Origin of the sequence: Kineosporia sp. A_224, assembly GCF_002198655.1 — a bacterium.
Lineage (GTDB): Bacteria > Actinomycetota > Actinomycetes > Actinomycetales > Kineosporiaceae > R-H-3.
On the sequence record NZ_MWLN01000107.1, the window covers coordinates 1 to 22,859 of the forward strand.

The 22,859-nt window shown below is 74.7% G+C and carries 20 protein-coding genes and 1 riboswitch; of the genes, 9 read left to right on the forward strand and 11 right to left on the reverse strand.

The window, feature by feature from the left end; genetic code table 11:
* Nucleotides 1-221: hypothetical protein (locus EDJALFJO_RS08630; RefSeq protein WP_143448388.1), on the reverse strand; the 221-nt coding region annotated here is incomplete at its 3' end.
* Nucleotides 222-407: 186 nt separating this feature from the next.
* Here EDJALFJO_RS08630 and EDJALFJO_RS08635 point away from each other — a divergent pair.
* Nucleotides 408-1,325 (forward strand): SDR family oxidoreductase, encoded by a 918-nt coding sequence (locus EDJALFJO_RS08635; protein ID WP_233149756.1) that lies wholly within the window; start codon nucleotides 408-410, stop codon nucleotides 1,323-1,325.
* A 123-nt stretch (nucleotides 1,326-1,448) separates the two neighbouring features.
* On the opposite strand, the gene EDJALFJO_RS08640 is transcribed toward EDJALFJO_RS08635, so the two are convergent.
* On the reverse strand, nucleotides 1,449-2,963 hold the full coding sequence (locus EDJALFJO_RS08640; RefSeq protein WP_088284207.1) for a catalase: 1,515 nt from the start codon (nucleotides 2,961-2,963) through the stop codon (nucleotides 1,449-1,451).
* Nucleotides 2,964-3,089: 126 nt separating this feature from the next.
* Here EDJALFJO_RS08640 and EDJALFJO_RS08645 point away from each other — a divergent pair, with 126 nt between their 5' ends.
* Nucleotides 3,090-3,836: a DUF6636 domain-containing protein gene (locus EDJALFJO_RS08645; protein ID WP_088284209.1), complete on the forward strand. Its 747-nt coding sequence runs from the start codon at nucleotides 3,090-3,092 to the stop codon at nucleotides 3,834-3,836.
* A gap of 28 nt (nucleotides 3,837-3,864) precedes the next feature.
* Here the strand turns inward: EDJALFJO_RS08645 and EDJALFJO_RS08650 are convergent, their stop codons facing one another.
* Nucleotides 3,865-4,374, reverse strand: coding sequence for an STAS domain-containing protein (locus EDJALFJO_RS08650; RefSeq protein WP_198950135.1), 510 nt, complete (start codon nucleotides 4,372-4,374; stop codon nucleotides 3,865-3,867).
* Nucleotides 4,375-4,568: 194 nt separating this feature from the next.
* On the opposite strand from EDJALFJO_RS08650, the gene EDJALFJO_RS34155 reads away from it, so the two are divergent.
* The 3 genes from EDJALFJO_RS34155 to EDJALFJO_RS08665 all read left to right on the forward strand — a co-directional run bounded on the left by EDJALFJO_RS34155 (nucleotide 4,569) and on the right by EDJALFJO_RS08665 (nucleotide 7,691).
* Entirely contained in the window at nucleotides 4,569-5,702 is a 1,134-nt protein-coding gene (locus EDJALFJO_RS34155; RefSeq protein ID WP_088284211.1) for a hypothetical protein, read from the forward strand.
* Nucleotides 5,703-5,816: 114 nt separating this feature from the next.
* The gene (locus EDJALFJO_RS08660) at nucleotides 5,817-6,398 is read left to right on the forward strand and encodes a DUF6221 family protein (RefSeq protein WP_088284213.1); all 582 of its coding nucleotides are present in this window, start codon (nucleotides 5,817-5,819) and stop codon (nucleotides 6,396-6,398) included.
* A gap of 96 nt (nucleotides 6,399-6,494) precedes the next feature.
* On the forward strand, nucleotides 6,495-7,691 hold the full coding sequence (locus EDJALFJO_RS08665; protein ID WP_088284215.1) for an amidohydrolase family protein: 1,197 nt from the start codon (nucleotides 6,495-6,497) through the stop codon (nucleotides 7,689-7,691).
* A gap of 12 nt (nucleotides 7,692-7,703) precedes the next feature.
* On the opposite strand, the gene EDJALFJO_RS08670 is transcribed toward EDJALFJO_RS08665, so the two are convergent.
* Nucleotides 7,704-8,150, reverse strand: a complete 447-nt coding sequence (locus tag EDJALFJO_RS08670) for an oxidoreductase (RefSeq protein WP_088284217.1) — start codon at nucleotides 8,148-8,150, stop codon at nucleotides 7,704-7,706.
* Entirely contained in the window at nucleotides 8,147-10,156 is a 2,010-nt protein-coding gene (locus EDJALFJO_RS08675; protein ID WP_088284219.1) for a S9 family peptidase, read from the reverse strand. The genes EDJALFJO_RS08670 and EDJALFJO_RS08675 overlap by 4 nt, the downstream gene beginning before the upstream one ends.
* Nucleotides 10,157-10,316: 160 nt before the next feature.
* Between EDJALFJO_RS08675 and EDJALFJO_RS08680 the strand changes: the two genes are divergently transcribed.
* A complete protein-coding gene (locus EDJALFJO_RS08680) occupies nucleotides 10,317-11,342 on the forward strand; it encodes a uroporphyrinogen decarboxylase family protein (protein WP_198950136.1) in 1,026 nt (341 codons plus the stop codon).
* A 98-nt stretch (nucleotides 11,343-11,440) separates the two neighbouring features.
* On the opposite strand, the gene EDJALFJO_RS08685 is transcribed toward EDJALFJO_RS08680, so the two are convergent.
* Nucleotides 11,441-12,295: an SDR family oxidoreductase gene (locus EDJALFJO_RS08685; protein ID WP_088284223.1), complete on the reverse strand. Its 855-nt coding sequence runs from the start codon at nucleotides 12,293-12,295 to the stop codon at nucleotides 11,441-11,443.
* 123 nt (nucleotides 12,296-12,418) lie between these two features.
* Here EDJALFJO_RS08685 and EDJALFJO_RS08690 point away from each other — a divergent pair, with 123 nt between their 5' ends.
* Entirely contained in the window at nucleotides 12,419-12,835 is a 417-nt protein-coding gene (locus EDJALFJO_RS08690; protein WP_088284225.1) for a helix-turn-helix domain-containing protein, read from the forward strand.
* A 2-nt stretch (nucleotides 12,836-12,837) separates the two neighbouring features.
* On the opposite strand, the gene EDJALFJO_RS08695 is transcribed toward EDJALFJO_RS08690, so the two are convergent.
* On the reverse strand, nucleotides 12,838-13,731 hold the full coding sequence (locus EDJALFJO_RS08695) for an alpha/beta fold hydrolase (RefSeq protein ID WP_088284354.1): 894 nt from the start codon (nucleotides 13,729-13,731) through the stop codon (nucleotides 12,838-12,840).
* Between the two features lie 118 nt (nucleotides 13,732-13,849).
* Nucleotides 13,850-14,527 (reverse strand): hypothetical protein, encoded by a 678-nt coding sequence (locus EDJALFJO_RS08700; RefSeq protein ID WP_088284227.1) that lies wholly within the window; start codon nucleotides 14,525-14,527, stop codon nucleotides 13,850-13,852.
* Nucleotides 14,528-14,725: 198 nt separating this feature from the next.
* Between EDJALFJO_RS08700 and EDJALFJO_RS08705 the strand changes: the two genes are divergently transcribed.
* A complete protein-coding gene (locus tag EDJALFJO_RS08705; protein WP_088284229.1) occupies nucleotides 14,726-15,325 on the forward strand; it encodes a TetR/AcrR family transcriptional regulator in 600 nt (199 codons plus the stop codon).
* Between the two features lie 27 nt (nucleotides 15,326-15,352).
* Here the strand turns inward: EDJALFJO_RS08705 and EDJALFJO_RS34160 are convergent, their stop codons facing one another.
* Nucleotides 15,353-17,431, reverse strand: coding sequence for a hypothetical protein (locus EDJALFJO_RS34160; protein ID WP_158220346.1), 2,079 nt, complete (start codon nucleotides 17,429-17,431; stop codon nucleotides 15,353-15,355).
* Nucleotides 17,432-17,651: 220 nt separating this feature from the next.
* Nucleotides 17,652-18,713, reverse strand: a complete 1,062-nt coding sequence (locus tag EDJALFJO_RS08715) for a Midasin (RefSeq protein WP_088284231.1) — start codon at nucleotides 18,711-18,713, stop codon at nucleotides 17,652-17,654.
* A gap of 10 nt (nucleotides 18,714-18,723) precedes the next feature.
* A riboswitch (cyclic di-GMP riboswitch) is annotated at nucleotides 18,724-18,803 on the reverse strand.
* 135 nt (nucleotides 18,804-18,938) lie between these two features.
* On the opposite strand from EDJALFJO_RS08715, the gene sohB reads away from it, so the two are divergent.
* Complete coding sequence (gene sohB / locus EDJALFJO_RS08720) at nucleotides 18,939-19,994, forward strand: protease SohB (RefSeq protein ID WP_198950137.1); 1,056 nt, start codon at nucleotides 18,939-18,941, stop codon at nucleotides 19,992-19,994.
* Between the two features lie 32 nt (nucleotides 19,995-20,026).
* On the opposite strand, the gene EDJALFJO_RS08725 is transcribed toward sohB, so the two are convergent.
* On the reverse strand, nucleotides 20,027-22,831 hold the full coding sequence (locus EDJALFJO_RS08725; RefSeq protein ID WP_088284233.1) for an AAA family ATPase: 2,805 nt from the start codon (nucleotides 22,829-22,831) through the stop codon (nucleotides 20,027-20,029).
* Nucleotides 22,832-22,859 lie beyond the last annotated feature (28 nt).

Genomic DNA, 22,859 nt, shown 5'->3' on the forward strand with positions numbered 1-22,859 from the left:
TCCTCGACCACGCCACGGACCTCCTCACCGGACAGCGACCACGCGCACCGCGACGCCTCCAGCACCATCGCCGCCGCAGCCTTCATCGCCTCCACCCCGGCGACCAGGTCGTGCACCGGCAACGACCCCTCCGACACCCGGTGACCAGCCGACGCAGCAGGAAGCGCGGCGTCCGGCTCATGGCCGGGCACCTCGCCCCACGTCTGCTCGTCGCTGCTCACGAGAACAACACTACGGACGGGGTCCGACAGTCTGACCCCGCGAGACCCGTTCCGGCGCAACAACTTTGCGTGAGTCACCATCACTCACGACCAGTCGTGGCAGTGCAGGCAACGACCCCACGAGGCATGACCCGCCCCCCGACGGGCACGGCACGAGGAACCCCACGAAACCCGAGGAGCCGCCCCGTGAACCCGCAGGACCAGCAACCCCAGCAGGACCAGTTCACCCCCACCGACCCGAGCGCCCACACCGGCGCACCGACGGGCGAGGGCGAGCAGATCGCCCACCCGGGCCGTACCGACGAGATGCGCGAGACGCCCGACCACGGCGAGGACACCTACCGCGGCACCGACCGGCTGACGGGCCGGAAGGCCCTCGTCACCGGGGGCGACTCGGGCATCGGTCGGGCCGTCGCCCTGGCCTACGCCCGCGAGGGTGCCGACGTCGCGATCGTCTACCTCGACGCCGAGGAGAGCGACGCGGGCCAGACCGCGGCGCTCGTCGAGGACGCCGGGCGGCGCTGCGTGCGGATCCCCGGCGACATCCGCGAGGAGTCGTTCTGCGAGAAAGCCGTCGGGACGACGGTCGCCGAGCTCGGCGGCCTGGACATCCTCGTGAACAACGCGGCCTACCAGATGTCGCAGGACGGCGGTCTGGCCGACATCACGACCGAGCAGCTCGACCGGGTCATGAAGACGAACGTCTACGCGATGTTCTGGCTGAGCAAGCACGCGCTGCCGCACCTCATGCCCGGCGCCTCGATCATCAACACCGCGTCGGTGCAGGGGTTCACGCCGTCGCCGAACCTGCTCGACTACGCGACGAGCAAGGCCGCGATCGTCAACTTCACCCGGGGCCTGGGCCAGCAGCTCGCCGACCAGGGTGTCCGGGTCAACGCCGTCGCGCCAGGCCCGGTCTGGACGCCACTCATCCCCGCCACGATGGACGCCGAGAAGGTCGCCTCGTTCGGCGAGCAGTCCCCGACGGGCCGGGCCGCCCAGCCGGCCGAGCTCGCCCCGACCTACGTGTTCCTCGCGAGCGCGGAGTCCGGCTACATCACCTCGGAGACGATCGCCGTCAACGGCGGGACCCCGGTCCACTGAGACCCCTTGTCCCCGAGGCGAACGCCGAGAGCAGCGCCCACGCATCGGCCCCCGTCCCTGACGAGGCGGGGGCCGACGACCGTTCACGAACGACGGGACGTTCACGAACGACGGGACGGCGGGTCACCCCGCCCGGACGGCGGCCTCGATCCGGTCGCCGATCGTCTTGTCGATGTTCCGCCAGTACTCGAACGCGCGCAGCAGCACCGGCTCCGAGACGCCCTGGAGCAGGTGCCCCGACACGTTCGACACGAGCCGGTTGCGCTGCGCGTCGTCCATCACCTCGCGGACAAGGGTGCCGGCCTGGCCGAAGTCGTCGTCCCGCTCCCGCAGCGTGTACGCCGAGCGCACCATGTCTCCGTCCGACTCCCACGTCCCGGCGCTGCCGGCCCGTACCGGGTCGGCGGCGGGGCCGCCGTACGAGTTCGGCGCGTACACCGGGTCGGCGGCGTTGACGGTGCGCATCGCCCCGCCCTTGGAGTACGCGTGCACCGGTGACTTCGGCTGGTTGACCGGGATGTGCTTGTAGTTCACGCCGAGCCGTGCGCGGTGCGCGTCGGCGTACGAGAACCCGCGCGCGAGGAGCATCTTGTCGGGCGAGAGGCCCGTGCCCGGCACGAGGTTGTTCGGCTCGAACGCGGCCTGCTCGATCTCGGTGTGGTAGTCGGTGACGTTGCGGTCCAACGTCATCCGGCCGACCTCGACGAGCGGGTAGTCCCCGTGCGGCCACACCTTCGTGAGGTCGAACGGGTTGATGGAGTATGTCTTCGCGTCCTCGTACGGCATGACCTGGACCTTGAGCGTCCACGACGGGAGGTCGCCGCTCTCGATCGCCGTGTAGAGGTCACGCTGGTGGTAGTCGGCGTCCGACCCGGCGAGCCGGTCGGCCTCCTCCTGCGGGAGGAAGTCGACGCCCTGGTCGCTGCGCCAGTGGTACTTGACCCAGAACTTCTCCCCGGCAGCGTTCGCCCAGGAGTACGTGTGGCTCGAGTACCCGTTCATCGTGCGCCACGAGCGCGGGATGCCCCGGTCACCCATGAGCCAGGTCACCTGGTGCGCGGACTCGGGCGAGAGGGTCCAGAAGTCCCACTGCATGTCGTGGTCGCGCAGGTTGTTGTCCAGGCGCCGCTTCTGCGAACGGATGAAGTGCTGGAACTTCATCGGGTCCCGGACGAAGAAGACCGGGGTGTTGTTGCCGACGAGGTCGAAGTTGCCCTCGCTCGTGTAGAGCTTCACGGAGAAGCCACGCGGGTCGCGCCAGGTGTCGGGCGACCCGCGCTCGCCGGCCACGGTGGAGAAGCGGACGAGCGTCTGCGTCTGCGTCCCGGGCTGGAACACGGCGGCGTGCGTGTAGGCGCTCACGTCGGCCGTCACGACGAACGTGCCGAAGGCTCCGCCGCCCTTGGCGTGCGGCTGCCGCTCGGGGATGTTCTCGCGGTTGAAGTTCGCCATCTGCTCGAGCAGGTAGTGGTCCTGCAGCAGGACCGGGCCGTCGGGGCCGACCGTCAGCGAGAACTCGTCGCTCGCGACCGGCACGCCACCGTCCGTCGTCGTCCACGGCCGCTGCCCGTCCTGCGACGACTGCGGAGCGGCAGCCTGCACGGCGTCCGGCGTCTGTCGGGGATCTGTCGTCGTCATTCGTCCATCGACCTCTCAGCTCGACACAGTTCGCCCAGTTTCGTCCGATTCTGGAACCGGTCAATTCTGGATGCACCTCGCCGCCGGACCGGATCACCGCGGTGATCGACTGGCATACTCCGCCCCATGCGCATGTCGGGGGTCCGCGTCGCCGTCCTGTCCGTCACCGCCGCCCTGCTGCTGGCGAGCTGCTCCGTCCTCGGGTCGGACGACGACACCGAGGCCACCGTGGGTCCGGCCCCGATCGGCACGGTCGGGGTCGCCCCGGGCAGCGCCACCGTCGCCCCGGACGACGGCACGGCCACGGACGACGACACCCCCTCCGACGACGCGCAGGCGTCGGACGACGCCACGGACGACCCGGCAGACGACCCGGCCGAGGACCCCGCGGACGACCCGAGCATCGGCCCCGTCCAGCGCGGCGACGTCGACCCCGACGACCCCCTCGGCGTCGCGAAGGCCTTCGGCGTGACACTCGTCGACCCGGTCGACGCCGGGATGGCGCAGTTCGGCCAGATCGGTTTCCGCAGCCCGTCGGGCCGGATCCTCTGCGCCGTCCGGGACTCCGACGGCGCCGACCCCGGCAGCGCGCGCTGCGACGTCATCGACAACACCTGGAAGAACCCGCCCAAGCCGGCGGACTGCGAGCTCGACTGGGGCTCGTCGGTCGAGGTCACCCAGGGTGCCGGCAAGGCCCGGTTCGCCTGCGTCGGCGACGTCGCGACCGACGGCCCCGTCGCGCTCGGCTACGGCAAGGCCGTGCTCGCCGGCTCGATCCTCTGCATCAGCCGGACCACCGGTGTCGAGTGCCTCACGGTCGACGGCTCGAACCACGGCTTCCGGGTGTCCCGGGCCGCCTACAAGCTCTACTGACCACCGCTCGGACCGGCGGAGCAGGCCGTCACGCCCCCGTCGGCGCGACGTACTCCGTCTCGTCTGCGAGCGCGGCCTCGACCGACGGGTAGAGGAAGAACACCCGGTCGAGCGAGGTGATCTTCAGGACCGCCCGGACCGGCGGCCGGCAGGCCGCCAGGCGCATCGTGCCGCCGGCGATCCGGAGCCGCTTGAGCCCGGTGACGAAGACGCCGAGGGCCGAGGAGTCGAGGAAGGGCACGGTCGACAGGTCGAGGACGACGTGCCGGACGCCCTCGTCGACGAGCGCGATGAGCCGGCGACGCAGCTCGGGCCCGGTCGCGACGTCGATCTCGCCGTCCACCCGCACGACGGCCCACTCCGCCGTCCCGGTGCCGTCGCTGTCCGGCGCGGAGACGACCAGCGTCTCGACGGACAGGCCCAGCCCGGGCTCGGGGTCCGGCTGCGCCTGCGGGCCGGACGGCGAACCCCCGGACGGCGCACCGCCGGACGTCGAGGCGTCGGACAGCCTCGGGGCGGACACCATCGAGTCGGTCACGTCGTGCTCCTTCGGTCGTGGACGAGAGGGATCGTCGGACGCCTCCCGCAGAACCGCAACACGAGGCGCCCCGGCCAGAAAGATGATCTGAGTTTGACGAATCAGGATTGAGACACGGGCCGGTTGGGAAAGGTCTGGTCGCGACGGTCGACGGTGAACCGCCGCAGACCGCCCCTCCCCCAAGGAGCACAGCCATGCCCCGAGCACCCCGCCAACGCGCCACGACCGTCCTGTGGGAAGGCCGCCGCCGGATCAACGTCGCGACCCTGCCCGGGCGCGGCCTGTACGTCCGGCACCTCGCCAACCCCGAGGGCGTGGACGCCGTCCACCGCCCCACCGTGGGCTGGGCGGGCGGCCCGAGCCGCGGCGGCGCGTTCTCCACGGCGTGGCTGCGGGCGCGGCTGCCGGAGACGGACGTCGTGCATGTGCTGGGCCTGCGCCCCGGGCAGCACCCGGACGACGTCCGCGCCGCCGTCGACCTCGTCCGCGGCTCGGGCACCCCGCTCGTCGTCACCGGCTACAACCTCGGCGACCCGGACAGCCCCGAGGGGGCCCGCCTCGCCGAGCAGCTGGACATCCTCGTCCCCGCCGCCGACGCGGTCGTCACCCTCACCGAGCCCGCAGCGCAGCAGATGCGCAAGCGCTGGGACGTCGAGCCCGTCGTCCTGCCGCACCCGCACGTCGTGAACTTCGTCCGGATGCGCCAGGACCGGCCCGTCCCGCACCCCTCCGGCCGCGGCCGGCTGCGCGTCGGCACCCACCTCGGCAGCATGCTCGGCGGCCCCGAGCAGGTGGAGCTCGTCACCGCCCTCGCGGACGCCGTCCGCCGCACCCCGAACGCCGACCTCGTCGTCCACGCGCACCGCACCGTGCGCGATGCCGGGGCCCTGAGCTGCTCGGACGCCTTCCAGCATGTCGAGGCGGCCGTCCGGTCCGCGGGCGGCCGGCTCGTGCTCCACGACCGGCTGAGCGACGGCGCCCTCTGGGACCACCTCGCCGGGCTCGACGTCTCCGTCGTCCCTGACCTCCCCGGCGCGCACTCGATCTGGCCGGAGGCCTGCGCCGACCTCGGCACCTGGGCGGTCCTCGCCCAGGACAGCTTCGCCGCCGCCCAGCGACCGTGCCTCACCTACCGCCGGGACGCCGGACCCGCCGCACGGGCGGACGACCTCGCCGCGGCCCTCGCGACGGCCGCCTCCACCCCGGCCCCCCGCTCCGACACCGAGGAGCGCTGGAGCGAGCGGGTCCGGATCGCCGAGAGCCTGCGGAGCACCTACGAGGAGATCCTCGGCATCGCGGGCAAGCGCCGGCTGCGCTACAGCGCCTGACAGCTCGGTCCGACGGCTCAGATCCGCGGAGCGGCCGCCGACAGGTGACCCGAAGGACGGTCGCCGGGACCCGGCGCCGCAGCACCGCACCGGTGCCGGACCCGAGGAGGCGACATGGGCCACGAGCTCGTCGACTTCCTCCGGGCACGCCTCGACGAGGACGAGGCCACCGTCCGGTCCGCGTCGCCGGGGCCGTGGTGGCTGGTCCAGAACCACTTCGAGGGCGACAACGTCGTCCAGGTCCGGTCCGCCCGGACCGAGGGCGACGCGGTCCACGGCCAGTGGACGCTCGTCGCCCGGTTCACCGCGATGCCGGACACCGCGATCACCCGGCTGCGGATGGCCGCGGACAGCGTCTACTTCCAGGCGCAGAACCCGGTCCGTGCGCTCGCCGACGTCGAGGCCCGGCGGGCGGTCGTCGAGCTGTGCGCCCGCACCGTGTGCGCCGCGCCCGGGGTCGAGGTGACGCGCCGCGAACGCCGCCAGGCGGGCGCCGTCCTGCTCGCCCTCGCCGCGCCGTACCGCGAGCACGCGGGCTTCCGCGCGGAGTGGGAGCCGCAGGAGGAGGCAGCGCCGGAGGGCTTCGCGCAGGCCGCCGCCGAGGCGCGGGCCGCCGAGGCCTCCGCACCTGCCGTGCCTGCCGCACCGGCTGCCGCGCCGAGGGCTCCCGTCGCAGGGGTCGCCCCCGTAGGCTGACCGCTTCTCGCTCCGGTCCCCCGGGAGGCAGCCGTGCCCGCAGACCGTCCGGCAGTCCCTCCGGCAGTCCGTCCGGCAGTCCGTCCGGCAGCCCGATTGCACGCCTACCGCGCCGACCACGCCTTCGACGGCACCCGGATGCTGCCCGGCGGCGCGCTCGTCCTCGTCGAGGGGACGACGATCGTCGGCGTCGAGCCCGGCTCCGCCGCCGTGCCCGACGGCTGCCCCGTCACCCACCTGCCCGGCACGACACTGATGCCCGGGCTCGTCGAGACCCACACGCACCTGTGCGGCGACTCCGGCCCGCGGGCGCTCGAGCAGCTCCCCGAGCTGACGGACGACGACCTCGACGCGATCGTCCGCCGGTCCCTCGCCGAGCAGCTCGCCGCCGGGGTGACCGCCGTCCGCGACCTCGGCGACGCGCACTGGACGGTCGTCGACCGGCACCGCCACCACCCGGACGGCCCGACCGTCGTCGCGTCCGGCCCGCCCGTCACCGTGACGGCCGGCCACTGCTGGAACATGGGCGGCGAGGCCGACGGCCCGCAGGCCCTGCGCGCGGCCGTCCGGGAGCGCGCCGAGCGCGGCGCCGACGTCGTCAAGGTGATGGCGAGCGGCGGCATGATCACCGCGACGACGGACGTCACCAAGCCGCAGTACCCGCTCGACGACCTGCGCCTCGTCGTCCGGGCCGCGCACGCCGCCGGGCTGCCCGTGACCGCCCACGCGCACGCCGTCGCCGCCGTCGAGCTGTGCCTGCAGGCCGGGGTCGACGGCATCGAGCACTGCACGTGCGTCGGGGGCGCGACCCTCGGCATGCACGCCCCGCCGGACCTCGTCGCCCGGCTCGCGGCGTCCGGCGTCGTCGTCTGCCCGACCCAGGGCCACGTCCCCGGCTCGACCTACCCGCCGAACATCCGGGCCGTCATGGAGCGCACCGGGATCACCCCCGAGGGCATCGTCGACCACGTCCGCACGCTCGTCGAGGGCGGCGTCCGGCTCGTCGCGGGCTCCGACTCGGGGATCTACCCCGACAAGCGGCACGGCGTCCTGCCGTGGGCGCTCGTCGAGCTCGTCGAGGCGGGCGCCCCGCCGGTCGTGGCGCTCGCCGCGGCGACGGCGCACGCGGCCGACGCGATCGGCCTCGGCGCCCGCACCGGCCGGCTCCGCGCCGGGCTCGACGCCGACCTGCTCCTCGTCGACGGCGACGCGGGCACCGACGTCACGGCGGTCACCCGGGTGCGCACGGTCGTCTCCCGCGGCCGGGTCGTCCGCGGTCCCGGGCCGCTGTAGGGCGGACGGCGGTCAGCCGGCCGCGAGCCCGTCCCACGTCCAGCGCGGGACGCCGTCCGTCGCCGGCCGCTCGACGCCCGGCACCGTGAACTGGTCGACGGCCCAGCGCATGTACGCCGTCATGGCGGCCCGGAACGGCGCGTCGCCGGGCAGCCCCGCGTCGTCCATCGCGGCGACGAAGCACGCGAGGAACCGCCGGCCCATCTCGCTGAGGTCGTCCTCGACGCAGTGCATGTCGACGACGGCCCGCTGGCTGCCGAGCGAGGCGGAGAAGTCGTCCGGGCCGCCGAGCACCTGCGCCCAGTAGGCCGCGAGCCGGGCGACGTGCTCGGGGTGGTTCGTCGTGTGCGAGAACGGGTGCTCGAGCAGCGGGTCGGCGAGGCAGCGGGTGTGGTGGGCGTCCGCGAGGGCCAGGAGGGCAGGGCCGCCGCCGGCGTGGTCGTAGAGCGAGGTCGTCATGCGTCCTCCGTCGGTCCGTCGGTGCGGGCGGGGTGGTCCCAGGTGATCCGGGGCCGGCGGCCGCCGAGCCGGCGGCCGAAGAAGTCGAGGATGATCTGCACCCGCTGCACCCGGTGCGCGGGCGAGCCGCTGCGCGAGAGCTCGTGGCTCTCCTCGGGGAAGCGCCAGTACTCGACGTCCTTCCCGAGCATCCGCAGCGCGAGGTAGAGCGCGTCGGCCTGCTCGACGTGGCAGCGCAGGTCGTTCTCGGAGTGCAGCAGGAGCATCGGGGTCGTGATGTCGCGGACGTACGTGACCGGCGACATCCGCCGGTAGACCTCGGGGGCGTCGAGGTGCGTCACGCCCATCTCGTAGCGGAACGTGCCCGCCATGTCGGCGCTCCACTCCTCGGACTCGAGGTTGTTCACGGCCCGCTCGCTGCACGCGGCGGCGAACCGGTCCGTGTGCCCGACGAGCCAGCTCGTGAGGAAGCCGCCGTACGACCCGCCGAGGACGCCGAGCCGGTCCGGGTCGAGGCCCGGGTCGCGGGCGAGCGCGCCGTCGAGCGCGGCGAGGACGTCGTCGGCGTCGACGCCGCCCCAGCCCGAGCCGGGCGCCTCCTCCGCCTCGGGCGGCCGGACCTCCTGCGTCCAGGCCTCGGTGCGGCCCGTGGAGCCGTGCGGGTTCGTCCAGACGACCGCGTAGCCGGCGGCGGCCCAGAGGTGGAACTCGTCGAAGAACGCGTTGGTGTACTGCGCCGCGGGGCCGCCGTGGATCGACAGCAGCACGGGCGTCCGGCCGGTCCCCGCGGGTTCCGCCGGCCGCAGCAGCCAGACGTCGAGGTCCCCGTCGCCCTTCGGGGACGGCACCGTGAACTGCTCGGGGACGCCGGTCGGCACCGCCGCGTGGAACCCCGCCCCGAACGACGTGAGGCACCGCTCGACGCCGTCGCGGACGACGTGCACCTCCGGCAGCGCGCCCGGGTCGGACGCGGTGAAGGCGAGCGTGCCGCCCGCGAGGTCGTAGCCGGTGACGGCATGACCGCCGCCGACGAGCAGCGCGGCCTCGCCGTCCGCCGGCACCCGGTAGAGGTGCACGTCACCGCGGTCCTCGAGCGCGACGACGACCGCGTCGCCGTCCCAGAGCATCTCGCGCAGCGCAGCACAGTTGAGGTCGGGGACCGTTGCAGCAGAACGGGTCTCGCCGGTCTTGACGTCGACGAACGCGAGCCGCAGGAACGCCGGCCAGACGACGGCGTCCTCGCCGAGCACCGCGAGCAGCGCGCCGTCCGGGGAGAACGCCGGGGCGAAGCTCGACGTCCGGGGCCGGGACAGGGTGCGCGGTCCGACCGGCCCGCGGACCGACCGCGCGTCGACGAGGTGCACGTCCGTCACCGGCGCCAGGTCGTCGCCGCGGGACGCACAGGTGGCGAGCGTGCCGCCGTCCGGCGACCACGCGGCACCCGCGTGGTCGGCCGGCCCGCCGAGCAGGAGCACGGGTGCGGCGGTGCCGTCGGCGGGGACGACGAACAGCCCGGCCGGGCGGTCGATCGTCCAGCCGACGTCGTCGAGCCGGGAGAAGAGCCGGTCGATCCGTCGCGGCGGCCGCGACCGGTCGTCGTCGCCGTCCGTCCAGCGCCGCGTCCGCTCCCGCGAGACGAACGCGAGGCGGGTGCCGTCCGGCGACCAGGCCACGTCGGTGAAGGCCTCGGGCCGCTCGCAGACCGGGAAGGTCTCGCCCGGCACCGAGAACGGGACGACCTCGAGCGCGCAGGTGCTGTCGTCCCCGATCGTCGTCACGGCGACCCGGCTGCCGTCCGGCGACCAGCGGGGCGTCCCGGCCCGCCGGTCGCCCGCGGTGAGCGGCCGCGGCGGCTGCGAGCCGTCGGCGGCCGCGACCCACACCGCGCTGCGGTAGCGGTTGCCCGGCAGGTCGACGTGCGTCACGACGAACGCGACGTGACCGCCGTCCGGCGAGACCCGCGGGTCCCCGACCGTGACGAGCCGGCCGATGTCCTCAGGAAGCATCCGGCCACGGTAGGGCGCATGCCGGGTCGGGGGCGACCGACGTACCGGCGTTCGGACGGGCGCCCTGGGCAGGCGGGCCCGCGATGTGGTGGGATCCGAGCGCGGCAGCGCAGCCCGCACCCGGTGCGTCCACCCCGGCTGCCGCAGGATGGAGCCCGTCGTGCCCGACCTGCCGCTGTTCCCGTCGTCCCTCGTCGGCAGCTACGCCCAGCCGGACTGGCTCATCGACCGGGCGAAGCTCGCCGGCCGGTTCCCGCCGCGCACCCGGGCCCGCGAGCTCTGGCGCCCGGCACCGGAGTGGCTCGCGCAGGCCCAGGACGACGCGACCCTGCTCGCGATCCGGGCCCAGGAGGTCGCCGGGCTCGACATCGTCACCGACGGCGAGATGCGCCGCGAGAGCTACTCGAACCACTTCGCGACGGCGCTCGAGGGCGTCGACGTCGACAACCCCGGCACCGCGCTCGACCGCAGCGGCCACCCGAACCCGGTGCCGCGCGTCGTCGGCCCGGTCCGCCGGACGCGCCCCGTGGAGGTGGACGACGTCCGCTTCCTGCGCGCGCACACCGGCCGGACGACGAAGATGACGATCCCCGGGCCGTTCACCATGGCGCAGCAGGCGCAGGACGACCACTACGGCGACCTCGAGGCGGTCGCGATGGCGTACGCCGAGGCGGTCAACGCCGAGGCGCGCGACCTCTTCGCGGCCGGCGTCGACATCGTCCAGTTCGACGAGCCCTACCTGCAGGCCCGCCCCGACGCCGCGAAGCAGTTCGGCGTCCGGGTGCTCAACCGGGCCCTCGAGGGGCTCACCGGGACGACCGCCGTCCACCTGTGCTTCGGCTACGCCGCGATCATCCACGAGCGCCCCTCGGGCTACTCGTTCCTCCCCGAGCTCGCCGAGGCCACGTGCGACCAGATCTCCATCGAGACGGCGCAGTCGAACCTCGACTGCGCCGTGCTCGCCGAGCTGGCCGGCAAGACGATCATCCTCGGCGTCATCGACCTCGACGACCACGCCGTCGAGGAACCCGCGACGGTCGCCCGCCGGGTCGAGCGCGCGCTGCCGTACGTGGCCCCCGAGAACATCGTCGTCGCGACCGACTGCGGCATGAAGTACCTGCCGCGCGAGTCGGCCGAGGGCAAGCTCCGGGCGCTCGCGGACGGCGCGAAGCTGCTCCGGGGCTGATCTCCCGCACCACGCCCCACCCCGTGGGGCCCCTCTGAGGTAGATCACCGTCCATATCTACGGCGATCTACCTCAGAGGCGTCCCCGCCGGGCGGGCGTCAGGCCAGCGCGGCCGCGACGGCGTCGTCGAGCGAGCCCGTCGGGCGGCCGATGAGGCGGCTCAGGTCGCCGGTCGTGACCTCGAGCTCCCCGGCGCGGATCGACCGGTCGGTGTCGGCGAGCATCGCCGCGACCGGGGCGGGCAGCCCGGCACCCTCGAGCACCTTGGCCAGGCCCTCGACCGGCAGCTCGGTGTAGACGACGTCCTTGCCGCTGTGCTTCGCGACGGACGCCGCGAGCTCGGCGAGCGTGAACGACGAGTCGCCGCCGAGCTCGTAGACCGTGCCCTCGTGGCCCTCGCTCGTGAGCACGGCCGCGGCGGCCTCGGCGTACTCGGCGCGCGGGGCGCCGCTGACCCGGCCGTCGCCCGCGCTGCCGAGGACGGCGCCGTGCTCGAGGTAGGTCGGGATCTGCGGGGTGTAGTTCTCGAAGTACCAGCCGTTGCGCAGGAAGGTGAACGGGACGCCGAGCGCCCGGATGGCCTCCTCGGTGCCGCGGTGCTCGACCGCGAGCTGGAGGGACGTCGTGTCGGCGTACGGCGCGCTCGTGTAGACGACCGACGCGCCCGCCTCCTGGGCGGCCCGGGCGGCGGCGGTGTGCTGCTCCACCCGCCGGCCGAAGTCGGTGCCGGAGACGAGGAGGACCTTGTCGGCGCCCTTGAAGGCCTCCGCGAGCGTCGCCGGGTCGTCGTAGTCGATCCGCGCCGTGCGGACGCCGCGCTCCGCGAGGTCCGCGAGCTTCTCGACGCTGCGGCCGCCGGCGACGATGTCGCCCGCGGGGACGCCCTTCGCCAGGAGGGACTCGACGGCGAGGCGGCCGAGGTGGCCGGTGGCACCGGTGACGACGACGGACATGAGGAGCTCCTTGGGGCACGGGCGGGAGGTCCCGCCGCTCGGTCTGCTGTCGTCGACCCACAACCGGCCATCGTCCGTGACACTTCCCGCGATGCAGTACCCACCTTTTGGTAAGGTACTGGCATGACGGTGAGCAACGAGGTCAGGGAGCAGATCAGCGACCAGATCGCCCGGCTGCAGACCTACTTCCCCGACCGGGTGCTGGCGTCGGCCTGCCCGTCGCGGGTCGTGCTCGACCACGTGACGAGCAAGTGGGGCGTCCTCGTGCTCGTCTCCCTGGCCGACCGCACCCTGCGCTGGGGCGAGCTGCGCCGCTCCGTGGAGGGCGTGAGCGAGAAGATGCTCGCCCAGACGCTCCAGGTGCTCGAGCGCGACGGCCTCGTCCACCGCCGGGCGCTGCCCGTCATCCCGCCGCACGTCGAGTACAGCCTCACCGACCTCGGCGTCGACCTCGTCGGGCACCTGCTGCCGCTCATGGGCTGGCTCGCCGCGAACGCCCCGGCGATCGTCGAGAACGCCGCCACCGCGCCCGCCCGCTGACCTCAGGCCCCGAAGAACTCCGCGAGCGCGGCGGCGGTGGCCGCGGGCTGCTCCTCGGGCAGGAAGTGCCCGCACGGCAGCGCCTGCGCGACCACCCGACCCGAGCACCGGGCCTGCCACAGCGCGACCGGGTCGAACAACCGCTCCACGACACCGTCCGCGCCCCACAGCACGAGCAGGTCGCAGCCGATCCTCTCGCCCGCATCCCGGGAGGCGCGGTCGTGCTCGAGGTCGACGGAGGCCGCGGCCCGGTAGTCCTCGCACATGGCGTGCACGGCGGCCGGTGTGAAGCACCGCTCGTACTCGGCGAGCGCCGTCGGCTCGATGTGCTCCAGGCCCCCCGCGCCCCAGCCGCCGAGCGTCGCCCGCAGGTAGCCGATCGGGTCCCCGCCGATCATCATCTCGGGCAGCGGCACCGGCTGGATCAGGTGGAACCAGTGGTAGTACGCGGTGGCGAACCGCTGGTCCGTCGCCGCGTACATGTCGAGCGTCGGCGCGATGTCGAGGACGGCGAGCCGGGTCACCGCCGCGGGGTGGTCGAGCGCCATCCGGTGCGCGACCCGGCCGCCGCGGTCGTGGCCGGCGACCCCGAACGCGTCGTGCCCCAGGCCGTGCATGAGGCGGACCAGGTCGTGGGCCGTCGTCCGCTTGGCGTAGCCCTCGTGCCGCGGGCCGCCGTCCGGGGCCGACGAGTCGCCGTACCCGCGCAGGTCCGGCAGCACGAGCCGGAAGTGCGGTGCGAGCGCGACCGCGACCCGGTGCCACAGCGCGTGCGTCTGCGGGAAGCCGTGCAGGAGCAGCAGCGGCGGCCCGTCGGGGCGGCCACCGGTGCGCGCGAACAGCCGGACGTCGCCGAGGTCGTACGACGCGGCCTCGAACCCCTCGAACCAGCCCACGGGCGCCTCCACGGTTCGGCGGACGACGGTCGGCACGACCGTCGGTCGGGGCGACCGTCGGTCGGGGCGACCGTCAGCGGGAAGACCGTCAGCGGGAAGACCGTCAGCGGGAAGACCGTCAGCGGAAGAAGCAGGTCTCCCCCGCGTAGACGAGCGTCGCACGGCTCGTGAGGGACGCCCCGCCGAGGATCCCGCCGAACCCGTCGCCGTCGATGAACTCGGTGCCGACGGAGCCCTCGCTCGTCGTCGTCCCCGGCCGGCCCGCCTTGATGTCCCGCAGCGTCGAGCCGATCCCCAGGCCGTCCGCGGTCGTCAGGTGCCGGCCCTTGGCGCCCTGGTCCGTCCAGCCGACGAACTTCGTGCCGTCCAGGAGCACCGAGAACCCGGCGCGGCCGGCACCGGTGCGCGGCCCCTGGCCGCACTCGGGCAGGTCGTTCCGCGTCAGCGAGCCACCGAGGGCGGTGCCGACCGCCGTGACGACGGCGGTGCCGTCGCTGCCGAACGGCAGGTGCCGGATCGCCGCGTCGCCGACGACGTACCCCAGCCCGTCGCTCTCGAGGACGAGGACCGGGCGTGCCACCGGCTCTGCCGTCGCCGGTGTCTTCGACGGGCTCGCCGTCCTCGAGGGGCTCGGCGGGCTCACCGGCGTCGACGGCGCGGCGGACGACGTCACCGCCGACGCCGACGACGTCGGGGCCGCGGGCGTCGTGGCGGAGGACGCCGCGGAGCCGCTGCCCGCCGACCCGCAGGCCCCGAGCGCGAGCACCGCGCCCGCCGTCCCCAGCAGGACCGCCACCCGGGGACCGCCCGACGTCCGGACACGCATCACGGTGCTGCTCCCTCGATCACGCCGCGGGCCCGGTGCACCCCGGCCCGGCCGCGTCGCCGCGGCACCGTCAGAGCCTGGCACCAAGCGCCACGGCGGTGCGGCGGAACACGCCCGGCGGGCCGTCCGCCGGGCCGTCCGGCGCGGGCCGGTCATTACCCTGGCCGGGTGCCACGCCTCGTCGACCACGCGGAGCGCCGGGCCGGCCTGCTCGCCGCGACCTGGCGGGTCGTCCGCACGCGCGGCGTCGGCGGCACGACGACCCGGGCCATCGCCGACGAGGCGGGCTGCTCGCTGAGCGTGCTCGCGCACTTCCTCGGCGGCAAGGACGACATCCTCGTCGCGGCCCAGACCGCGGTCTACGAACGGATCGTCGAACGGGCCTTCACCCTCGGGGGCGACCTCGACGGGCTGGCGGCGCTGCGGGCGGCGTTCGAGGCCGTGCTGCCGCTCGACGAGGAGCGCGAGGCCGACGCCCACGTCAACGTCGCCTTCGCGGGCGCGGCGCTGTCGAACCCGCTCATCGCGCAGGCCCGGCAGAGCAGCCACGCGCGGATCCGCGGCCTGCTGCTCGGGATCCTCGCCGAGGCCCGGGCGCTCGGCGAGCTGCGCCCCGACGTCGTCGACGACGAGGTGCTCGACGGGTTCGTCGTCGCCGTCGAGGGCAGCACCCTGCTCACCCTCGTCGACGGCCGGCACGACGACGGCCGGGTCGAGCGGCTGCACCGGATCGCCGACGCGTTCGTCGACGACCTGCGTGCGCACTGACCCGGCGCGCCGTCAGCAGACGGGCCGTCACCAGGCGACGGCCCGCTCCCACATCGCCGTGTAGGCCTCGGCGCCGCCGAGCAGCTCGCGGCGCAGCTCCGGGCCGTCCGCACCGGCCTCGAGCACGACGTCGAGGAGCCAGTCGGCGTAGAGCCCGTACTGCGCGACGCCGTCGGTGTTGAGGTCGAAGGTGCGCCGGCCCATGACGTGCCGGGACACCGTCGTCCCCGCGAGGGAGGTGAACGGGTAGGCGAACGGGCGGGTCGTCGACGACACCCGGGGCGGCGCCTGGTCGGCGAGACCGTTGACGTCGCTGCCGAACCCGTAGCCGGTGATCGCGCTGCCGTGCGGCAGCGCCCTGGTCCGGCGCCACTCGCCGACGAAGGTCGGCTGCCCGACGACCGCCTCGCCGGCCGGGTAGGCGTAGCCCGCGACGAAGCCGCCGAGGCCGAGCACCCGGTCGACGATCGCGGGGTCGGACCACGAGTGGTCCGAGGTGACGCCCGGGTAGTGCGCGGCCTCGAGGATGTCGAGCGTCGCCTGCGCGGTCCGCACGCTCATGTGGTCGATGTGGACGACCATGCCGCGCGCCATGAGCTGACGCAGCAGGTGCTCGCCGAGCGGCGTGAGGCCGCGGACGTTGCACGTGGGCCCGGTCGGGTACACCGGCAGGACGGCGCCCGCGGGCAGCGACATGACGCCGAAGGACAGCAGCCGCGCGAGGTCGTCGTTCGTGACGGGCTGCGCCATGTCGGCGGGGCCGGTGCAGCTGCGTACCTCCCACCAGTGCCCCGTCGAGAGCAGGTTGCCGAGGTTCACGGCCGCCCCGGCGACACCGCCGTCCATCCGCGTCCCGCCGAAGGCGTTGTCGAACTTGTGGACGGGGAACATCCCGCTCACGCCGAGCGCCTGCATCTCGTCGAGCCCGGCGTCGACCTGGGCCGCCGTGCACTGCGGGACCCCCTTGACCTCCCGGCAGCCGAACGGCTCGGAGATCTCCATCCCGACGAGCACCGCGAGCCTGCCCTGCGCAGCGATGCTGCGGACCTGCGCCGGGGTGGTCGCGATCCGGAACCAGCCCTTGCCCGCACCACCGTTCTGGGCGTCGACGTAGTCCTGCATCGACCGCAGGTACTGCGCCTGCGCGCGCACCGACGCCATCTCGTCGCACGAGCCGTCGCGGTAGGGGAACAGCTCGCAGATGACCCGGTTCGTCACGAGGAGGGCGTCGACGACCCGGACGCCGGAGCGGTAGGCCCGCTCGATGCTGCGGAAGTACGCCTGCTCGTGGAGCTCGCTGTTGTGCTGGGGCCAGTCGCCGAACGTCGGCCAGCCGTCCTCCGGCGAGCTCGTGATGTCGGTGCCGGCGAGGACGCCCTCGAGCACCGCCCCGACGTTGAGCGAGCCGTGCGTCGCGCATCCGGACAGCGCGGTGACGACCCCGCCCGGCGACCAGGCCTCGCCGCAGTGCAGCTGCCCGCCGAAGCCGGCCGCCGCGGTGACGTGCATGTGGGCGTCGATCGCGCCGATGATCCTGCCGTTCGCGTCGACCCCGGGCGCCGCCGTCCCGGTCACCCCGGTCGCGACGTCGGGCGGCGTGAAGCAGCCGGCCGCGGCCGCGAGCGCGACCGTGCTCGTGCCACCGCCCGCGCCGAGGCTCCACAGGTAGGAGCCGAGCCGTTGCCCGGTGGCCGTCGCCGTGACGGCGTAGCGCGCACCGCTCGCGGCGACCGTCCAGTCCGCCCGGTCCCCGTAGGTCGTGCCGGGCATGACCCAGTTGAGGACACTCATGTAGGCGGGCGCCCCACCGGCGTCGTAGAGCATGTAGCGGGAGAGCTGGGTCGCCTCGAGCCGGAACGGGGTGGCCCCCGCGGCGCTGGACGTGAACCCGTAGCCGTTGCCGTTGCGGACGACGTAGCCCTGGGACGACGACCCGGAGAAGACCTGGAGCGTCGCGCACGTGCCGTCGAGGGCGTCCGGGGCGGCGGTGACGGCGGTGGCGGCGACCGCGGCCGGCAGCCCGCCCGCGGCCACGAGGAGCGCGGCGGGGACGAGGGCGGCGGTCGCGACGGCGACGAGACGGCGGCGGAGCGGGGGCGTGGACATACGGCGACCCCTTCGTCGTTGACGGATCATCTGATCCAATAACGGGAGGATAGGGCCGCTGCGCCCGCAGCGACAGGGGTCGGGGCCGGGCAGTTCGTGCCGGCTCGCGGAGATGTTCGAGGACATGCCGAGCGCCCGGCGGCCTCCGTGCGGGGAGGCCACCGGGCGCTGGTCCGGCGTGCGGGCCGGGGGACGGCGTGGCGGGCCGTCGGTCGGTCGGTCAGGCGCAGGTCGTCCGCAGCACCTTGACCTCGTGGACCTCGCCGTCCTCGACCTCGAGCTCGGTGACGAGCGCGGTCGGGACGAGTGCGGCGAGCGCCGTGGTCTCGTCGTCGGACTCGCACTCGAGGTCGTCCGCGTCCTCGTACTTGACCTCGGTGCCGACCGACAGCGTCACCGTGACCGTCTCGCCGCCGTCGGTCGTCAGGACGAGCACGTGCGACGCGTCGTCGTACGACGTCACGGTGCCGAAGCGGTCGCCCTCGTCCTCGTCGTCCCGGCCGTCGCCGTCGTGGTCGCCGGAGCAGGAGTCGCTCGCCGAGTCGTCGTCGTCCTCGTCCTGGCGGCCGTCGTCGTCGCCGTCCTCGGCCCCGTCGGAGACCCCGTCGTCGTCGCTGTCTGCGTCGGTCGCGCTGCCGCCGAGCTCGTTCTCGTCCTCGTCGGCGACGTGGTCGCCGTCCACGTCGTCGTCGTCCGCGACGCAGGCCTCGGTCGCGTCGTCCTCGTCCTCGTTGGCGACGCCGTCGTGGTCGGCGTCCTCGTCCCCGTCGACGGTGCCGTCGTGGTCGGTGTCCGCGACGGTCATCGACGTGTGCGTCCGCAGCTCGTCGCCGTCGTCCTGCCCGTCGCCGTCGGTGTCCTCGTCGCGGACGTTGCCGTGGTTCTTGTACTCCTGGATGTTCTTCGCGCCGTCCCGGTCCGGGTCGGCCGCGGCGTCCGCCGGCGACCTCGGGTCGAGCCGGGCGCGGATCTCCCAGCCGTTCGCGATGCCGTCGTGGTCGAAGTCCTCGGAGCCGTCGCGCCGGCGGTCGCCGTCGCTGTCGGCCTTGCGCGGCTTCGTCCGGAGCTTGTACTCCCAGAGGTTCGTCAGGCCGTCCCGGTCGGGGTCGGTCTTCGCGTCGGCCTTCGACCGCGGGTTCAGGTGGTTGCGGACCTCCCACACGTTGGGCATGCCGTCGCGGTCGGTGTCCGGCGTGCCGGCCGAGGCCGGGCCGCAGAGCGCTCCGGTCATCGCGAGCGCGGCACAGGTGGCGAGCACGGTGCGGGTGGTCTTCGTTCCCACGGGATCCCCATTCGGTAGCTGAGCAACCTCGTCGGACGAGGCCTCATGGCTTTGCGTCCCCACCTCGCGATGGGTTTGCCGTTTCGTGTCGGGCGGTACGTCCAGGCAATCGCGCGGCGTGCCCGCCGGGGTACGGGCCGCGACGCGGTTCACCGCTTCGGAGCATCGTGGGCCGTTCCGGCCACCCGTTCGGCGGTCCGGGACCGGATCGCCGATGATGCTCGGGTGAGCTTCCTGCGCGAGTACGGGCTGTTCCTCCTGGAGACCCTCACGGTCGTGGCGGCGATCGTCACCGTGCTGGTCACGGTCGCGGTACTCGTCGGCCGGACGGCGCGCGCCCGCCGTCCGGACGCCCGGGGCCTGCGCGTGCGCAACCTCAACCGCACGTTCGAGGACCTCGGGATCGCGCTGCGGTCGCACACCGTGCCGCGCAAGGTCGCCAAGGCGCAGGCCAGGGCGCTGCGCAAGCAGCGCAAGGCGCTCGACGCCAAGGGGCCGGTCACCGGTGCGGCCGAGGGACCGGCGGGGACGGCGGGCACGGCGTCCGGCCGCCCGCGGGTCTTCGTCCTCGACTTCCACGGCGACATCCGCGCCACGGAGGTGGCCGGGTTGCGGGAGGAGGTGACCGCGGTCGTCTCGGTGGCCCGACCGGGTGACGAGGTCGTCGTCCGGCTGGAGAACCCCGGCGGCACGGTCCACGACCAGGGCTTCGCCGCGGCCCAGCTGCTGCGGGTGCGCAGCCGCGGGGTGCGGCTCGTCGTCGCCGTCGACAAGGTCGCCGCGAGCGGTGGCTACATGATGGCCTGCGTCGCGGACCGGATCATCGCCGCGCCGTTCGCGGTCGTCGGCTCGATCGGCGTCATCACCGAGATCCCCAACGTCTTCCGGCTCCTCGAGCGTGCGGGCGTGGAGTTCGAGCAGGTGACGGGCGGGGAGTACAAGCGGACCGTCACGCCCTTCACGCAGACCACGCCGGCCAAGCGGGAGAAGCTCACCGAGCAGGTCGCCGACATCCACGCGCTGTTCAAGGAGTGGGTGGCGACGAACCGGCCGCAGGTCGACATCGAGCGGGTCGCCACCGGCGAGCACTGGTACGGCACGCGGGCCGTCGAGCTCGGGCTCGTCGACGAGCTCGTGACGAGCGACGACTACCTGCTGGCGCGGGCGGCCGAGGCGGACCTGTACTCGGTGCGCTGGACCCAGGGCCACCGGACGGCACGCCGGCTCGCCTCGCTCGTGTCGTCGTTGACCTCGATGACGTCGGCGGACCCGTTGCGCTGAAAGAGATCTCGGCGGTCGAGGTGCGCCGGAGGTCAGAGCCCCCCGGAGCCCACGACCGAGCCCAGCTCGGCGCGCGAGCGGATGCCGAGCTTGCGGTAGAGCCGGGTGAGGTGCACCTCGACGGTCTTCGGGCTCATGTGCAGGGCCGTCGCGACCTCCTTGTTCGTCGCGCCGCCGGCGGCGAGCTCGGCGACCCGGCGCTCGGTCGCGGTGAGCGCCGTCGGGTCCTCGCCGCGGCGCCGTGAGCGGCCCAGCTCCTGCGCCACCTGGGCCGACCAGGCCGCGGCGCCGAGGCTGTCGAAGACCCGGCCGGCGCGTTCGAGGCAGCGGTCGGCGTCCCCGCTGCGCCGGGCCCGGCGCAGCAGCCGGCCCCGGACGAGCAACGTGCGCGCCTGCTCGAACGGCTGCCCGGGGCCGCCGTCCGCGGCGGGCTCGGTGAGCGCGACGGCGCCGGCGAGGTCCCTGCGGGCCGCGGCGAGCCCGGCAGCGGCCCGCAGGTGCGCCGCGGCCAGCCACGGCCGGGGGACCCGCCGCAGCCGCTCGCCGACGGCGGCCAGGAGCTGCTCGGCCTCGTCGAGCTCACCGAGGGCCACGAGGGCGGCGAGCCGTTCCGGGGCCGGGTCGAGCCGGCCGAGCGGCTCCACGAGCCCGATCGCCTCCAGGTGCGCCGCCGCCCGCGCGGTCGTCGCGAGCACGCCGTGGTGGTCGGCGGCGCTGGCCCGGGCGAACGTCGCGGCGGCGAGGTAGGACACGACCGCGAGCCGGTGCCCGGCGGCCTCGAACCTGTCAGCACGGGCGCGCGCCGTCGCCTCCGCGTCGTCGAGCCGGCCCTCGAGCAGGTCGAGCATGAGGAGCAGCCGCCCGCCGGGCTGGTAGCTCGCGTCGCTGCCGTTCTCCCGGGCCGAGGTCGTGGCGGCCTCGGCGTAGCGGCGGGCGGCCGGCCAGTCGCCGTACCACTGCTCGACCTCGCCGAGCCGGCTCAGCAGGTCGGGCTCGCTCGACAGGTCGCCGCGGGCCCGCTCCTGCTCGAGCGTCGTGCGGAAGCGCTCCCGGGCCAGGTCCCAGGCGTCGGTCGCGAGGTACCAGTAGCCCGGTGTCGTGCTGCGGTCCGTCGAGCCGCGCGGGTCCTCCAGCCGCAGGCCCTCAGCGAGCAGGTCCAGGCGCGGCACCGCACCGGTGAGCACCTCGTAGTAGAAGAGGTTGCACAGCGCCGAGCCGAGCAGGTCGGACTCCCCGCACCGGCGCAGCTCGGCGACGGCCCGCGCGCCGTGGTCGCGGGCCGCGACGGTGTCGGACTCGGAGAAGATCGCCAGCCGGCTGTGGATCGTGCCGAGGAGCACCGGGTCGTCGCCCGCGTCCGGGACCGCCGCGCGGACGGCCTCGCTCGCCGCGTCGCCGCCGTCGGCGTACCAGTGCACGACGGCCCGGGTCAGCCGCGCCCGGGCCCGGTCCGCCCCGGCGGGCAGCACCGGGACCTGCAGGTCGAGCCAGGTCGCGGCCGCCTCGAGATCCCCCGCCTCGAGCAGGACGTCCCCGAGGAGCACCGCGCGCCGCCAGCGCGCGGCGTCGTCCGCGGGCGGCGTCCTGACGACGGCGACGCGCAGCAGCTCGGACGCCACCTCGGTCGCCCCGCGGGCGCGGGCGTCCTGGGCCGCGACCTCGAGCGCGTCGGCGACGACACCGTCCGGTCCGAGGGTGGCCAGCCCGAGGTGCCGCGCCCGCGCCTCGGGCTCCGGCTCTACCTCGGCGAGGCGGGCGTGCACCGCGCGCCGCGCGGCGGCCGGCGCCCGGTCGCGGACGGCGGAGGCGAACAGCGGGTGCGCGAAGACGAGCCGGTCCCCCTCGACCGCGAGCAGGCCGGCCGCCTCCGCCCGCCCCAGCACCGGTTCGACCCCTTCTGCCGCAACGGGTCCGGGCAACCCGTCGAGCGCCTCGCGGAGCCGGCCCGGCGTCGGTACGGCCAGGGCGGAGACGACGAGCAGCAACGAGCGCAGCGCCGCATCGGTCTGCGCGATCCGCTCGTCGACGGTCGCCGCGAGGGACTCGGGCAGCCGCAGGTCCGCGTCGGCGGGGACGCCGCCGTGCCGGGCGAGCAGCGACTGCACGATCTGCAGCGCGTAGAACGGGTTCCCGCGGCAGAGGGCGTGCAGCCGGTGCAGCAGCGGGCGCCCCAGGCGCACCCCGAGACGCTCCGCGAGGACCTCGTGGAGCGCGGTCGGGCCGAGCCCCTCGAGCCAGAGCGTCACGGTGGCGTCCGGCGCGACCGACCGGTCGAGGTCGAGCGGCAGCGCACCCGGCTCGGTGGCGCGGCGGGTCACGAGAACGGCCACCCGGGCACCGTCGGCGGCGTCCACCCGGCGCAGCGCGAACCCGAGCACGCCCGCGGTGGCCGAGTCGAGCCACTGGACGTCGTCGACGAGCACGAGGACCGGTCGCTCCCGGCCGGCCGTGAGCAGCAGGTGGTGCAGCGCCGCCCCGGCGCTCGGGACGTCGGCGTGGACCGGGCCGTCGGCCGGCCCCTCCTCCAGGCGCACCGCGGTGAGCAGGGCCCGCCGGCGCACGTCCGGGACCGCCGCGAGCGCCTCGGGGGTCGCGACCGGACCGACGAGGTCGGCGAGCGCGGCGTAGGCGTACCCGGCCTCGGCCTGGGTCGGCGAGCAGCGGACGACCTGCCAGCCGCGCGCCCGGGCACGGTCCGCGACGGCCCGCGCGAGCGCGGACTTGCCCACCCCGGCCTCGCCCTCGACGAGCGCGACGGCGAGGCCCGCGGGGCTCGCGTCGAGCAGCGCGGCCACCCGGTCCTGCTCGGCGTCGCGGCCCGTCAGGGGGGCGGACATCCGCCAACCATAGGAGATCACCTGATGT

What these genes read in the sequence shown, in the direction of transcription:
- EDJALFJO_RS08640 (WP_088284207.1), bottom strand. Translation starts at nt 2,963, where the DNA reads ATGACGACGACAGATCCCCGACAGACGCCGGACGCCGTGCAGGCTGCC.
- EDJALFJO_RS08645 (WP_088284209.1), top strand. Translation starts at nt 3,090, where the DNA reads ATGCGCATGTCGGGGGTCCGCGTCGCCGTCCTGTCCGTCACCGCCGCC.
- EDJALFJO_RS34155 (WP_088284211.1), top strand. Translation starts at nt 4,569, where the DNA reads ATGCCCCGAGCACCCCGCCAACGCGCCACGACCGTCCTGTGGGAAGGC.
- EDJALFJO_RS08660 (WP_088284213.1), top strand. Translation starts at nt 5,817, where the DNA reads ATGGGCCACGAGCTCGTCGACTTCCTCCGGGCACGCCTCGACGAGGAC.
- EDJALFJO_RS08670 (WP_088284217.1), bottom strand. Translation starts at nt 8,150, where the DNA reads ATGACGACCTCGCTCTACGACCACGCCGGCGGCGGCCCTGCCCTCCTG.
- EDJALFJO_RS08675 (WP_088284219.1), bottom strand. Translation starts at nt 10,156, where the DNA reads ATGCTTCCTGAGGACATCGGCCGGCTCGTCACGGTCGGGGACCCGCGG.
- EDJALFJO_RS08685 (WP_088284223.1), bottom strand. Translation starts at nt 12,295, where the DNA reads ATGTCCGTCGTCGTCACCGGTGCCACCGGCCACCTCGGCCGCCTCGCC.
- EDJALFJO_RS08690 (WP_088284225.1), top strand. Translation starts at nt 12,419, where the DNA reads ATGACGGTGAGCAACGAGGTCAGGGAGCAGATCAGCGACCAGATCGCC.
- EDJALFJO_RS34160 (WP_158220346.1), bottom strand. Translation starts at nt 17,431, where the DNA reads ATGTCCACGCCCCCGCTCCGCCGCCGTCTCGTCGCCGTCGCGACCGCC.
- EDJALFJO_RS08725 (WP_088284233.1), bottom strand. Translation starts at nt 22,831, where the DNA reads ATGTCCGCCCCCCTGACGGGCCGCGACGCCGAGCAGGACCGGGTGGCC.